This is a genomic window from Streptomyces sp. NRRL F-5650, assembly GCF_000721365.1.
Classification (GTDB): Bacteria; Actinomycetota; Actinomycetes; order Streptomycetales; family Streptomycetaceae; genus Streptomyces; species Streptomyces ardesiacus.
Genome location: NZ_JOGV01000063.1, coordinates 1 through 13054 on the forward strand (window position 1 = coordinate 1; position 13054 = coordinate 13054).

General features: G+C 71.5%; 13 protein-coding genes. 4 read left to right on the top strand and 9 right to left on the bottom strand.

The window, feature by feature from the left end:
• Nucleotides 1-403: 403 nt before the first annotated feature.
• The gene (locus IG88_RS43965; RefSeq protein WP_199807535.1) at nt 404-574 is read right to left on the bottom strand and encodes a hypothetical protein; all 171 of its coding nucleotides are present in this window, start codon (nt 572-574) and stop codon (nt 404-406) included.
• Nucleotides 575-664: 90 nt separating this feature from the next.
• Between IG88_RS43965 and IG88_RS0135045 the strand changes: the two genes are divergently transcribed.
• Complete coding sequence (locus IG88_RS0135045) at nt 665-1558, top strand: hypothetical protein (RefSeq protein WP_031050095.1); 894 nt, start codon at nt 665-667, stop codon at nt 1556-1558.
• A 77-nt stretch (nt 1559-1635) separates the two neighbouring features.
• Nucleotides 1636-1800: a hypothetical protein gene (locus tag IG88_RS43970; protein ID WP_199807537.1), complete on the top strand. Its 165-nt coding sequence runs from the start codon at nt 1636-1638 to the stop codon at nt 1798-1800.
• Here the strand turns inward: IG88_RS43970 and IG88_RS0135055 are convergent.
• The gene (locus IG88_RS0135055) at nt 1786-2175 is read right to left on the bottom strand and encodes a metal-sensitive transcriptional regulator (RefSeq protein ID WP_031050096.1); all 390 of its coding nucleotides are present in this window, start codon (nt 2173-2175) and stop codon (nt 1786-1788) included. The genes IG88_RS43970 and IG88_RS0135055 overlap by 15 nt on opposite strands.
• A gap of 221 nt (nt 2176-2396) precedes the next feature.
• Between IG88_RS0135055 and IG88_RS0135060 the strand changes: the two genes are divergently transcribed.
• Nucleotides 2397-3017, top strand: a complete 621-nt coding sequence (locus IG88_RS0135060; protein WP_030403626.1) for a DUF47 domain-containing protein — start codon at nt 2397-2399, stop codon at nt 3015-3017.
• A gap of 7 nt (nt 3018-3024) precedes the next feature.
• Nucleotides 3025-4023, top strand: coding sequence for a low-affinity phosphate transporter PitH (pitH, locus tag IG88_RS0135065; protein WP_031050097.1), 999 nt, complete (start codon nt 3025-3027; stop codon nt 4021-4023).
• Between the two features lie 148 nt (nt 4024-4171).
• On the opposite strand, the gene pstB is transcribed toward pitH, so the two are convergent.
• The 7 genes from pstB to IG88_RS0135100 all read right to left on the bottom strand — a co-directional run bounded on the left by pstB (nt 4172) and on the right by IG88_RS0135100 (nt 12951).
• Nucleotides 4172-4948: a phosphate ABC transporter ATP-binding protein PstB gene (gene pstB / locus IG88_RS0135070; protein WP_031050098.1), complete on the bottom strand. Its 777-nt coding sequence runs from the start codon at nt 4946-4948 to the stop codon at nt 4172-4174.
• 91 nt (nt 4949-5039) lie between these two features.
• Nucleotides 5040-6095, bottom strand: coding sequence for a phosphate ABC transporter permease PstA (gene pstA, locus IG88_RS0135075; protein ID WP_031050100.1), 1056 nt, complete (start codon nt 6093-6095; stop codon nt 5040-5042).
• On the bottom strand, nt 6092-7102 hold the full coding sequence (gene pstC, locus IG88_RS0135080) for a phosphate ABC transporter permease subunit PstC (protein ID WP_031050102.1): 1011 nt from the start codon (nt 7100-7102) through the stop codon (nt 6092-6094). Before pstC ends, pstA begins: the two co-directional genes overlap by 4 nt.
• A 173-nt stretch (nt 7103-7275) precedes the next feature.
• Nucleotides 7276-8406, bottom strand: coding sequence for a phosphate ABC transporter substrate-binding protein PstS (gene pstS, locus IG88_RS0135085; RefSeq protein WP_031050104.1), 1131 nt, complete (start codon nt 8404-8406; stop codon nt 7276-7278).
• Between the two features lie 234 nt (nt 8407-8640).
• Nucleotides 8641-9174, bottom strand: coding sequence for an NUDIX hydrolase (locus IG88_RS39470; RefSeq protein WP_031050109.1), 534 nt, complete (start codon nt 9172-9174; stop codon nt 8641-8643).
• Between the two features lie 86 nt (nt 9175-9260).
• Nucleotides 9261-10460, bottom strand: a complete 1200-nt coding sequence (locus IG88_RS0135095) for a CHAD domain-containing protein (protein ID WP_031050112.1) — start codon at nt 10458-10460, stop codon at nt 9261-9263.
• Nucleotides 10461-10710: 250 nt separating this feature from the next.
• On the bottom strand, nt 10711-12951 hold the full coding sequence (locus tag IG88_RS0135100) for an RNA degradosome polyphosphate kinase (RefSeq protein WP_031050115.1): 2241 nt from the start codon (nt 12949-12951) through the stop codon (nt 10711-10713).
• Between the last annotated feature and the right edge of the window lie 103 nt (nt 12952-13054).

A 13054-nucleotide genomic window follows, 5' to 3' on the forward strand; every position in this document is an offset into this window, starting at 1 on the left:
GGGGGTGGTCGTGCGGGTGTGGGGTCTGGCGGGGGTGTGGGTGGTGGGGGTGGTCGTTGTCGCGGGTTTGGGGTCGGTGCCGGCGGGCTGGTCCCCGCCCGTGCAGGCGGTGCCGGTGGTTGCGGTGAGGGCTGCGGCTGTGGTGGTGGTCAGGAAGGTGCGCCGGTGCATGTCGCCTCCGCGGTCCCGTGGGGGGTCTTGGAGGGAGACGGAGGCGCGGGGGGCGGGGTTCCCCGGGCGTCGGCTGTACAGGTGTACGGCGGCGGTGGCGGTGGTGGTTTTGGCGCGGGAGGGAGGAGCGGCGCCGGCCGGGTGCCGCCTGCGCGGGCCGTCGTGCCGACCCGCCCGGTGCGGCCGTCCGCAGGTCAGGAACGTCGGCCGGCTCGGTGCGGCTGTCCGCAGGTCAGGACGTGGCGTGGGACGCCGCGTCGGTGCGGGCCTGGCTCCTGGCTCTTCTGGCGGGGCCGCGCCAGCCGCAGGTGCAGCGGGCCAGGCAGAAGGGGCCCTGTTCGACCGTTGTCGTGAGGTGTTCCGGGGCGTCCCCGGGGGCTTCGAGACCGTCCTGCTGCGCCACGCCCACAACGTTACCGGGGTCGCCTGCCCCTCGTTAAGCGGGACGGCAGGGGGTCCGGAACGGGCGTGACGGCTGGGATAGCAGGTGGCGATGGTCGGGCGGGAGCAGAAGCTGCGGAGCAGGAGGAGGGGCGGCGGCCTCGCCCTCACCGGCGGTGCGGTCTGCCTGTGTCTCGCCGGCGCCGGGTGCTCCGGCGCCGGCCAGGGGGCCTCCGTCGAGGGCGCGGGCGGGGGCGATCCGGTCGCCGTGCTGCACCGGGCGGCCGACCGCCTGGTGGCCGCCGGGAGCGCCAAGGCGCGCACCGCGATGCAGATGGCCAGCGGCGGGACGCGGGTGACCATCCGGGGCGAGGGCGTGTACGACTTCGAGGAGCGGCTCGGGCAGTTGAAGGTGCGGCTGCCGCAGGACCCGGCGGGGGCGAGCGAGCACCGGCCGATCACCGAACTGCTCGCCCCGGGCGCCCTGTTCATGAAGAACCGGGGGGCCGGTGTCCCCGACGACAAGTGGGTGCGGGTGGAGACCGCCTCGCTGTCCGACGGGAACCTGGTGACCGGCGGGGCCACGGATCCGTTCGCCGCCGCCGAGGTGCTGCGCGGGACGCGGACGGCCACGTACGTGGGACGCACCGAGCTGGCCGGGACCGAGGTGCGGCACTACCGGGGCACCGCGGATCTCGCGCAGGCCGCGCGCGGCGCCTCCCGGGCGAACAAGGAGGCGCTGGCGGCGGCCGCCGAGGGGTTCGCCACCGCCGAGGTGCCTTTCGACGCCTACCTCGACGACGAGGGCCGCATCCGCAAGGTCCGGCACCGCTTCAGTTTCGCCAACGGGCACGAGGACGGCACCGGCACCGTGGACGTCGCCTCGACGACGCTGCTCTACGACTTCGGCGCCGCGGTCCGCGTACGGCTGCCCGAGGACCGGGACATCTACGCGGGCCGGATCGCCGAGGAGCCGGGCGGTGCGGCGGTGGACGGCAAGAACTAGCCCTTCCGTGCCATGCGCGGTGCGTAGGCCGCTCCCTACTCTAGGAAGTCGGTGACGGCAGGGACGAGGTGACGCGTGTGGCTCCGGTCGGCGGTACGGCGGTTCAGGACCACGTGGCCCTCGCCGAGATCGAGCTGTGCGGCGAGCTGATCATCGCGGCTTCGGCCGCCCGGGAGCGGCTCAGCCTGGAGAGCATCGACAAGGTGCTGCGCGTGGCCGAGGAGCGCTCACGTGCGCAGTAGGCGGCCGATGGCCTTCGTCGCCTCTTCCACCTTGGCGTCGATCTCGGTGCCGCCCTTGAGGGCCGCGTCGGCGACGCAGTGGCGCAGGTGCTCCTCCAGGAGCTGCAGCGCGAAGGACTGCAGGGCCTTCGTGGAGGCGGAGACCTGGGTCAGTATGTCGATGCAGTAGACGTCCTCGTCGACCATGCGCTGCAGGCCGCGGATCTGGCCCTCGATGCGGCGCAGGCGCTTGAGGTGCTCGTCCTTCTGCTTGTGGTATCCGTGCACCCCGCGGTCGTGGTCGGTCACGATGTCCGTGCCGTCCGTCTCGACCGGGTGCTCCGGCTGGTCCGTCGTGGCGGAGGGCGCACCCGCGCCGGCCTCGGTGGTCGTCATCGCGTCCTCCAGCAGGATTCGAGAGATAGCGGACATATACCCCTGGTGGGTATATGGTAACGAACTTTCCCGGGTAAGGGAGCCTTGCCGCAGTGGCCGGCGTCGCCCCCCTGCTCATCACTCTGCCCGATGCGCGACACTGGGGGACGGCCCGTTAGCAGTGGCCGGATGATGCGCCTAGCATCAGCCTGACCGAAACCGATGCACCCCGAGGACCCCACGTGCGCTTTCGTCTGACCCCCAGGGAGACGAGCTTCTACGACATGTTCGCCGCATCCGCGGACAACATCGTCACGGGCTCCAAGCTCCTGATGGAACTGCTCGGGGCGGACGCATCCGCCCGGGCCGAGATCGCAGAGCGTATGCGGGCCGCCGAACACGCGGGTGACGACGCGACGCACGCGATCTTCCACCAGTTGAACTCCTCGTTCATCACACCCTTCGACCGCGAGGACATCTACAACCTCGCCTCGTCCCTCGACGACATCATGGACTTCATGGAGGAGGCCGTCGACCTGGTCGTCCTCTACAACATCGAGGAACTGCCCAAGGGCGTCGAGCAGCAGATCGAGGTGCTGGCGCGGGCCGCCGAGCTGACCGCCGAGGCCATGCCGAACCTGCGCACGATGGACAACCTCACCGAGTACTGGATCGAGGTCAACCGCCTGGAGAACCAGGCCGACCAGATCCACCGCAAGCTGCTCGCCCACCTCTTCAACGGCAAGTACGAGGCCATCGAGGTGCTCAAGCTGAAGCAGATCGTGGACGTGCTGGAGGAAGCGGCCGACGCGTTCGAGCACGTGGCGAACACGGTGGAGACCATCGCCGTCAAGGAGTCCTGAGCCGTTCATGGACACCTTCGCTCTGGTCGTGACCATCGGGGTCGCGCTCTTCTTCACGTACACCAACGGCTTCCACGATTCGGCCAACGCGATCGCCACCTCGGTGTCGACGCGTGCGCTGACGCCCCGCGCGGCGCTCGCCATGGCCGCGGTCATGAACCTGGCCGGTGCGTTCATGGGATCCGGGGTCGCCAAGACCGTCAGTGAGGGGGTGATCCAGACCCCCGAGGGTTCCAAGGGGATGGGGATCCTCTTCGCCGCGCTCGTCGGCGCCATCGTGTGGAACCTCATCACCTGGTACTTCGGGCTGCCGTCCTCGTCCTCGCACGCACTGTTCGGCGGCATGGTCGGCGCGGCGCTGGCCGGGAGCACGACCGTGTACTGGCACGGGGTCGTCGACAAGATCGTCGTCCCCATGTTCGTGTCGCCGGTGATCGGTCTGCTCGCCGGTTACCTGGTGATGACGGTGATCATGTGGATCTTCCGGCGGGCCAATCCGCACAAGGCCAAGCGCGGCTTCCGCATCGCGCAGACGGTGTCGGCGGCGGGCATGGCGCTGGGTCACGGTCTGCAGGACGCGCAGAAGACGATGGGCATCGTGGTGATGGCCCTGGTCATCGCCGACGTCGAGGACTACGGCGACCCGATCCCGGTGTGGGTGAAGCTCGCCTGCGCGCTGATGCTGTCCGCGGGGACGTACGCCGGCGGCTGGCGGATCATGCGGACGCTGGGGCGGAAGATCATCGAGTTGGATCCGCCGCAGGGGTTCGCCGCGGAGACGACGGGGGCGTCGATCATGTTCGGGTCGGCGTTCATCTTCCACGCGCCGATCTCGACGACGCACGTGATCACCTCGGCGATCATGGGTGTGGGGGCGACGAAGCGGGTCAACGCCGTGCGGTGGGGGGTCGCGAAGAACATCATCATGGGGTGGTTCATCACGATGCCGGCCGCCGCGGTGGTGGCCGCGGTGTCGTTCTGGATCGTGAACCTGGCGTTCCTGTAGCCGCGGCGCCCCAGGTACGGCGATGGGCCCGCCCCCGGATTCCGGGGGCGGGCCCTTGTGCTCCTCGCGGTGGCACCGCCATGCAGCACCGCGAGGGGTCGGAGGGGCGGGTCCAGCCGAAGCGGCCGGTCCAGCCGAAGCGGCCGGTCTAGCCGAAGCGGCCGGAGATGTAGTCCTCCGTGGCCTGGACCGACGGGTTGGAGAAGATGCGCTCCGTCTCGTCGATCTCGATCAGCTTGCCGGGCTGGCCGACCGCCGCCAGGTTGAAGAACGCCGTGCGGTCCGAGACGCGCGCCGCCTGCTGCATGTTGTGCGTCACGATGACGATCGTGAACCGCTCCTTCAGCTCACCGATCAGGTCCTCGATGGCCAGGGTGGAGATCGGGTCCAGGGCGGAGCAGGGCTCGTCCATGAGCAGCACGTTCGGCTCGACCGCGATCGCCCTGGCGATGCACAGGCGCTGCTGCTGGCCGCCGGAGAGGCCGGAGCCGGGCTTGTTCAGGCGGTCCTTGACCTCGTTCCAGAGGTTGGCGCCGCGCAGGGACTTCTCGACGATGCCGTCCATCTCGGACTTCTTGTACTTGCCGTTCAGGCGCAGGCCCGCCGCCACGTTGTCGTAGACCGACATGGTCGGGAACGGGTTCGGGCGCTGGAAGACCATGCCGACCTCGCGGCGCACGGCCACCGGGTCGACGCCCGCGCCGTAGAGGTTCTCGTCGTCCAGCATCACCTTGCCGTCGACGCGGCCGCCGGGGGTGACCTCGTGCATGCGGTTGAGCGTGCGCAGGAAGGTGGACTTGCCGCAGCCGGAGGGGCCGATGAAGGCCGTCACGGAGCGGGGCTCGACGGTCATCGAGATGTCCTCGATGGCCAGGAAGGAGCCGTAGTAGGCGTTGAGGCCGCTGACGTCTATGCGCTTGGCCATGGGTATCACTGCTTCTTTCGGGGTCCGGTCGCGGACTGTGCTTCGGTGGGTCGCGTCAGCGACCGGCAGTGCGGCGGCAGCCGCACCCATGTCACCGCGGGGCCTTCCAGCGGGCGATGCCGCGGGCCGCGAGGTTGAGGATCATGATGAAGGCGATGAGCGTCAGGGCCGCCGCCCACGCACGGTCGTGGGCCGCCTCGGAGCCCGCGCCGTACTGCAGGTAGATGTACATCGGCAGCGACTCCTGCGGGTCCTTGAAGGGGTTCGCGTTGATGAAGTCGGTGCCCCAGACCAGCAGCAGTACGGGCGCCGTCTCGCCGGTGATGCGGGCGACGGCCAGCATCACGCCGGTGACGATGCCGCCGACGGAGGTCGGCAGGACCACCTTGAGGATCGTGCGCCACTTCGGCACGCCCAGGGCGAGGGACGCCTCGCGCAGCTCGTTCGGGACGAGCTTGAGCATCTCCTCGGTGGAGCGCACGACGACCGGGATCATCAGGATGCACAGGGCGAAGGAGCCGGCGACGCCGGACGGGCCCATGTCCAGGATCAGCACCCACAGGCTGAGGACGAACAGGCCGGCGACGATCGACGGGATGCCCGTCATGACGTCCACGAAGAAGGTGACGGCCTTGGCGAGCCTGCCCCGGCCGTACTCGACCAGGTAGATCGCGGTGAGCACACCGACCGGCACGGAGATCAGCGTGGCGAGGCCGACCTGCTCCAGGGTGCCGAGGATCGCGTGGTAGATGCCGCCGCCGGGCTCCGCGTCGCCGACCACGCCCATCGAGTGGGTCAGGAAGTAGCCGTCGAGGACCTTCACGCCCTGCTTCACGGTCTCCCAGATCAGGGAGAGCAGCGGGATCAGCGCCAGCAGGAACGCGACCCACACCATGCTGGTCGCGACCCGGTCCTTGGCCTGCCGTCCGCCCTCGACGCGGGCGGAGATGCCGTAGGAGCCGGCGACGAAGAGGACCGCGGCGATCAGGGCCCACTGGATGCTGCTGTTCAGCCCGGCGGCGGCGCTGATGCCGAGGCCGAGGAGGACCGAGCCGGCCGCGACCGCCCACGGGAACCACTTGGGCAGGGTGGCCGCGCGCAGGGAGCTGCGGTTCCTGGGGGCGGGGGTCAGGGTTGCGTTGCTCATGCGTTGGCCCCCGAGTACTCCTTGCGGCGGGCGATGATCATGCGGGCGCCGCCGTTGACCAGCAGGGTGATGACGAACAGGACCAGGCCGGAGGCGATCAGGGCGTCGCGGCCCATCTGGGTGGCCTCGTTGAACTTGCTCGCGATGTTCTGGGCGAAGGTGCCGCCGCCCGGGTCGAGCAGGCTCGGGCTGATGTCGAAGGTCGGGGAGAGCACCATCGCCACGGCCATCGTCTCGCCGAGCGCGCGCCCGAGGCCGAGCATCGAGGCGGAGATGACGCCGGAGCGGCCGAAGGGCAGCACCGACATCCGGATGACCTCCCAGCGCGTGGCGCCGAGGGCCAGGGCGGCCTCCTCGTGCATGCGCGGGACCTGGCGGAAGACCTCACGGCTGACGTTGGTGATGATCGGCAGGATCATGATCGCGAGCAGGATGCCCACGGTGAACAGCGAGCGCCCGGCGCCGCCGTTCCACTCGAAGACGCCGGTCCAGCCGAGGTACTCGTCCAGCCAGCCGTAGAGGCCGTCCAGGTGCGGCACGAGGACGAGGGCGCCCCACAGGCCGTAGACGATCGAGGGCACGGCGGCGAGCAGGTCGATCACGTAGCCGATCAGACCGCCCAGCTTGCGCGGGGCGTAGTGCGTGATGAACAGCGCGATGCCGACCGAGACCGGGACGGCGATGGCCATGGCGATGACCGACGACACGATGGTGCCGTAGGCCAGGACCGCGATGCCGAACTCCGGCGGGGAGCCGGTCGGGTTCCATTCGAAGCTGGTGAAGAAGTTCGCCTCGTCCTCGCTGATGGCGAGGTAGGCGCGGTAGGAGAGGAAGGCCGCGATGGCGGCCATGAGGACCAGCACGAGGATGCCGGACCCGCGGGAGAGTCCGACGAAGATCCGGTCGCCGGGGCGGGTGACGCCGCGGGCGGCGCCCTTGTCCGCGGGCGCGGGCGGCTGGGGTGTGGGGGAGGGTGCTGGCTTCTGGGTGTCCGTTGTCATGTCCATCGGGTTCTCCGGTCTGCGGAGCCGTCGTGGCCGACGGCTCGGGCGGAGCCCCGGTCGGGGGCTCCTGGCGGCGGTGCACCGGACGGTGCGGCCCGGTCTCCCCGGCGGGGACACCGTCCGTCCCGGGCGGCCGGGACGGAGCAGGTCCCGCGGGGGACCGGACCGCACTCGGGTCAGCTCAGGCCCGAGATGGTCTCGCGGACCTTGGTGATGATCTCGGTGGGCATCGGGGCGTAACCGGCGTCCGCCAGCAGGCCCTGGCCGTCCTCCGAGGCCATGTAGTTCAGGAAGGACTTGGTGGCGGGCAGGGTGTCCGCCTTGTTGCCCTTGTCGCAGGCGATCTCGTACGTCACCAGGACCAGCGGGTAGGCGCCCGCGGCGTCCGGGGTGTAGTCCAGCTCCAGGGCGAGGTCCTTGCCGGTGCCGACGACCTTGGCCGCGCCGATGGCGGCGGTGGCGTTCTCGACGGTGGCCTTGACCGGCTCGGCGGCCGCGGTCTTGACGTCGACGGTCTTGATGCCGTCCTTGGCGTAGGACAGCTCGAAGTACGAGATGGCGCCGGAGGTCTGCTTGACCTGACCGGCCAGGCCGGCGGAGCCCTGCGCGGACTGGCCGCCCTTGGCCTCCCAGGACTTGCCGCCCTCGTACTTCCAGTCGTCGGGCGCGGCGGCCTTGAGGTACTTGGTGAAGTTGTCCGTGGTGCCGGACTCGTCCGAGCGGTGGAAGGCCTGGATCTTCAGGTCGGGGAGCTTGGCGTCGGGGTTGAGCTTCTTGATGGCCTCGTCGTTCCAGTTGGTGATCTTGCTGTCGAAGATCTTGGCCATCGTCGGGGCGTCCAGCACGAGGGTGTCGACGCCCGGGACGTTGAAGCCGACCGCGATCGGGCCGCCGACCATCGGCAGGTCGATGGCCTGGCCGTCGGTGCAGACCTTCTTCGAGGCCTCGATCTCCTCGGGCTTCAGCGCGGAGTCCGAACCGGCGAACGCGGTCTGGCCCTGGGTGAACGCGGTGATGCCCGCGCCGGAACCGGTCGGGTTGTAGTTGATCTGTACGCCCTTGCAGGCGGCGACGTACTGCTTGACCCAGGCGTCGATCGCGTTCTTCTGGGCGGAGGAGCCGGAGGCCTGGAGCTGGCCCTTGGCGTCGTCGCACTTGATGTTGCTGTTGGCGGCCGGGGCGCTGGAGCCGCCGCCGTCGCTGTTGCCGCCGGTGTCGTCGGAGCCGCACGCCGTGAGGGCCAGGGCGCCGGAGACGGCGAGAGCACCGAGAGCGAGGACCCGCCGGTTCATGCGCTGAAGCTTCACTTGAGGGAGTTCCTTCCAGGAGCCGCCGTCCTGAATTCGGCGGCGTGCGAGGAGTGGTAAGGCCGAAATTAGGCAGATGAGATGAAGGCGCCGAAGGGCGTAAATGAACGCGGGGTGAACCCCTGAGGACGGTGCGGTGAGGTCACGGAACGCTTACGTCGAGGACACGGGCCGGTTCCGGGGTGGTCCGAGGGCCGGTTCAGGCGCTGGGCTCGGGCGCCGGGCTCAGGGGGCTCAGGCGTTGGTTCCGGGCGGGCACGTCGCCAGCAGTGCGTCGACGAGGTCCCGGTCCCGGGGCTGCGTGAGGCGGGCGCGGGCCGCGTCGGGGGCCAGCCACAGGATGCGGTCGACCTCGTCGGACGGTTCGAAGGCGCCGGGGCCGGCCGCCGCGGCCCAGTAGCGGACCTCCTTGGGGCGGCCGTTGGCGAGGTAGCGCACGGTGGGCAGTTCGGCGCCCGGTACGGCGGCGTACCCCGTCTCTTCGGCGACCTCGCGCAGGGCGCCCGCCAGCGGGTCCTCGCCCCGCTTCAGTTTGCCCTTCGGGTGCGACCAGTCGTCGTACTTCGGACGGTGGACGAGGCACAGCTCCAGCAGGCCGGGGGGCGGGTGCGGGGGCAGGGGCAGGGACGGACGGTGCGGGTGCGGGTGCGGGGATGGGTGTGAGGACACGGTCGCGGTCGCGGGTGCGGGTGCGGTTGCGGGCGCGGGGCGCCACAGGACGCAGCCGGCCGCACGGACGGTGGTGGTCTCGTCGTCCCGGGGGCTCACGGCGTGCTCACGTCTCCCTCGTTCCTCGTCCGTCGTCCGTCGTCTTTGGCCCGTCGTTCCTCGTCCGTCGTCTTTGGTCCTTCGTCCTACGGCAGCCTGATCGGCTCTTTGCGCCAGCAGTGCTGGAACGCGTACCTCGCCGCCTCCACCTCATGCCGCTGGTCGGCGTGGAGCACCCCGAGCGCGTACGCCGTCGCCGGGGCGATGCGCGGGGTGCGCGCGGCCTGGGCGGCGGCCGCGGCGGCCTCGGAGGCGTCGCGGTGGCGGTCCAGGGCCTCCCCGGCCGCGAGGAGCCGTACGTCCACCGCGTCCCGGGCGCTCCCGGCGTCCGCGCCGGCCAGGGCCTCCAGGGCGTAACGGTGCAGGCGCAGCAGCAGGCGGACCTGGTGCCACGGGGCGTCCTGGGGGTGCGGGGCCGGGTCCGGCGAGAGCCCGTGGACCAGTGCCTGGGCGTTGTACGGACTGCCCGCGGCGACCAGGGGCAGGGCGGCCACGGCGTCGGTGAGGCGCTCCTCGGCGGCGGCGGCCAGCGGGCGCAGGTCCGGGGAGGGCGTGGTCCCGGGGCCGGTTGCGGGGGCGGAGGTGGCGGGGGCGGCGGCGCGGTCCGGGCGGCCGGGGGCACGCAGCGGGACCTCGCTGGCCAGTAAGGCGATCTTGTCCGCCACGGCGTGGAAGCGGCTGCTGCCCAGCGCCTGGAGGGCGGTCGAGTGCGCCCGGGTACGGGCCAGCGTGAGCTGCCGGTCGAGCAGCGCGCCCGCCTTGGCCGCGCCCACGGTGAGGCTGCCGCGGTCCGGGGACGCCGGGCGGGCGGAGGCGGGCCCGCCGGCCGGCGCGGTGGCTCCAGCGGCGGTGGCGGTGGCGGTGGCGGTCGTGGTCGTGGTCGTCGGGACGGTGGCGGGTGTCGTCCGGTCCGTCGGGCGCGGGGCCGGGAACGCCGACGAGCCGGACAGCCGGTGCAGGGCCTGGAGCAGCCGGTCCAGTCGGGCCGCGTACGCGTGCTCCATCGCCAGCGTGCCGGACAGCCAGGCCAGCTCGGGGCGCATCTCCTCGGCCCAGCCCGCGTCCAGCAGCGGCTGGAAGGTGTGCAGGGTGCCGCTGATGCGGCGGGCCGCGCGGCGCAGGGCGCGGACCGCGTCCACGTCGTCGGCGGGCGGGGTGGTCCGGGCGGCACCGGACGCCGCGCCCGGCCCCGGCCCCGTTCCCGCGCCCGCTCCGGCCCCCGACTCGTGGTGGCGGCGCAGTGCGCGCAGGAACTCCGTGGCCTGGGCGCGCAGGTAGTCCGCCAGGGCGTTGGGGTCCGCGTCCGGGACCGGGACCGCTCGGGCGTCCGTTTCCCTACCGGCGTCCGTTTCCGTGCCGGTGCGGAGGTCCGGCCCGGGTTGCGGGCCCGTCCCGGCGTGCGGGCCCGGGCCCGTGTCCCCGCTCGCGCGCGCCGGTCGCGAGGTGCGCGCGGGTTGAGCCGGTCGAACCGGTCGGCCCGGTTCAGCCGGTCGGGCCGGTCGTGGCGGCCCCGTGGTGGCGGTGGGGTCGGTCGGGTCAAGGTGTCGCTGTGCCACGCCGGCGCCTCCGGGCGTCTATGAGCATCTCCTGGACGTTGCGCAGGGGCTGGCCGTCCGCGTCGGTCGCGTGCCGGGTCCACTCGCCGTCCGGTCCCAGGTGCCAGGAGGCGGTGGTGTCGGACATGCCGTTCTCGAGGAGCCGGTTCAGGGCCGCCCGGTGGGCCGGGTCGGTGACCCGGACCAGGGCCTCTATCCGGCGGTCGAGGTTGCGGTGCATCATGTCGGCGCTGCCGAGCCACACCTCGGGCTCGCCGCCGTTGCCGAAGGCGAAGACCCGCGAGTGCTCCAGGAAGCGGCCGAGCACGGAGCGGACCTGGATGTTCTCCGACAGGCCCGGCACCCCCGGGCGCAGCGCGCAGATCCCGCGCACCCACACGTCGACCGGGACACCGGCCCGGGAGGCGCGGTAGCAGGCGTCGACCACGGCCTCGTCGACCATCGAGTTGACCTTGATGCGGACGTAGGCGGGCCGTCCGGCGCGGTGGTGCTGGATCTCCTTGTGGATGCGGGAGACCAGGCCGTCGCGCAGCGACTTCGGCGCGACGAGCAGGCGGCGGTAGGTCTCGCGCCGGGAGTAGCCGGAGAGGCGGTTGAACAGGTCGGAGAGGTCGGCGCCGACCTGCGGGTCCGCGGTGAGCAGGCCGAGGTCCTCGTAGAGGCGGGCCGTCTTCGGGTGGTAGTTGCCGGTGCCCACGTGGCTGTAGCGGCGCAGGGTCTCGCCCTCCTGGCGTACGACCAGGGAGAGCTTGCAGTGGGTCTTCAGGCCCACCAGGCCGTAGACGACGTGGCAGCCGGCCTCCTCCAGCTTGCGGGCCCACTTGATGTTGGCGGACTCGTCGAAGCGGGCCTTGATCTCGACCAGGACCAGCACCTGCTTGCCGGACTCGGCCGCCTCGATGAGCGCGTCGACTATGGGGGAGTCGCCGGAGGTCCGGTACAGCGTCTGCTTGATCGCGAGGACGTCCGGGTCGGTGGCGGCCTGCTCCAGGAACGCCTGCACGGAGGTGGAGAAGGAGTCGTACGGGTGGTGGAGCAGGACGTCCTTGGTGCGCAGGGCGGCGAAGATGTCGGGCGCCGACGCGGACTCCACCTCCGCGAGGTCGCGGTGGGTGCCGGCGACGAACTTCGGGTACTTCAGCTCGGGCCGGTCCAGGCTGTGGATGCGGAAGAGGCCGGTGAGGTCGAGCGGGCCGGGCAGCGGGTAGACCTCGGCCTCGCCGATCTTCAGCTCGCGCACGAGGAGGTCGAGCACCTCGCGGTCGACGGACTCCTCGACCTCCAGGCGCACGGGCGGGCCCAGGCGCCGCCGCATCAGCTCCTTCTCCAGGGCCTGGAGCAGGTTCTCCGCGTCGTCCTCCTCCACCTCCAGGTCCTCGTTGCGGGTCAGGCGGAAGGTGTGGTGCTCCAGGACCTCCATGCCCGGGAACAGCTCCTCCAGGTGGGCGGCGATGACGTCCTCGATGGGGACGTAGCGGCCCGGAGAGGCCTCCAGGAAACGGGAGAGCAGCGGCGGGACCTTGACGCGGGCGAAGTGGCGGTGGCCCGTGACGGGGTTGCGGACGACGACCGCGAGGTTGAGGGAGAGGCCCGAGATGTACGGGAAGGGGTGCGCCGGGTCCACCGCCAGGGGCGTGAGGACCGGGAAGATCCGGTGCCGGAAGAGGGTGAACAGGCGGGCCTGCTCCTTCTCGGCCAGTTCGTTCCAGCGGACCAGGTGGATGCCCTCGTCGGCGAGGGCGGGGGCGACGTCCTCGTGGAAGCAGGCGGCGTGCCGGGCCATCAGCTCGCGGGAGCGGGCCCAGATCATGTCCAGCACCTCGCGGGGCTGGAGGCCGGAGGCGGAGCGGGTGGCGACGCCGGTCGCGATGCGGCGCTTGAGGCCGGCGACGCGGACCATGAAGAACTCGTCCAGGTTGCTGGCGAAGATCGCGAGGAAGTTGGCCCGCTCCAGCAGCGGTGTGCTCGGGTCCTCGGCCAGTTCGAGCACGCGCTCGTTGAACGCGAGCCAGCTCCGCTCGCGGTCCAGGAAGCGGCCCTGCGGGAGCCGGTCGCCGCCTTCCTGGGCCTCCTCCGACTCCTCGTACGCGTCGAGGTCGGCGTCGATGTCCGGCTCCAGGCCGGAGACCGTGGCGGCCACGGTGTCCGGGCGGTGCGCCGCGATGGAGCCCACGGAGGGCTGCGTGTGCTGGACCTCTGCCTGGGTGTTCGGCTGCCTCATGAACCCATTCTTCCGCGCCGCGCGCCGGTCGGGCGCGTCGGAAGGCCCGGAGGACGACCCGGAAGGCCCGGAGGACCCGGAAGGCCCGGAGGACCCGGGAGGG

Coding starts and splice junctions, on each gene's coding strand:
- IG88_RS0135045 (WP_031050095.1), top strand. CDS start 665: ATGGTCGGGCGGGAGCAGAAGCTGCGGAGCAGGAGGAGGGGCGGCGGC.
- IG88_RS0135055 (WP_031050096.1), bottom strand. CDS start 2,175: ATGACGACCACCGAGGCCGGCGCGGGTGCGCCCTCCGCCACGACGGAC.
- pitH (WP_031050097.1), top strand. CDS start 3,025: ATGGACACCTTCGCTCTGGTCGTGACCATCGGGGTCGCGCTCTTCTTC.
- pstB (WP_031050098.1), bottom strand. CDS start 4,948: ATGGCCAAGCGCATAGACGTCAGCGGCCTCAACGCCTACTACGGCTCC.
- pstA (WP_031050100.1), bottom strand. CDS start 6,095: ATGAGCAACGCAACCCTGACCCCCGCCCCCAGGAACCGCAGCTCCCTG.
- pstC (WP_031050102.1), bottom strand. CDS start 7,102: ATGGACATGACAACGGACACCCAGAAGCCAGCACCCTCCCCCACACCC.
- IG88_RS0135100 (WP_031050115.1), bottom strand. CDS start 12,951: ATGAGGCAGCCGAACACCCAGGCAGAGGTCCAGCACACGCAGCCCTCC.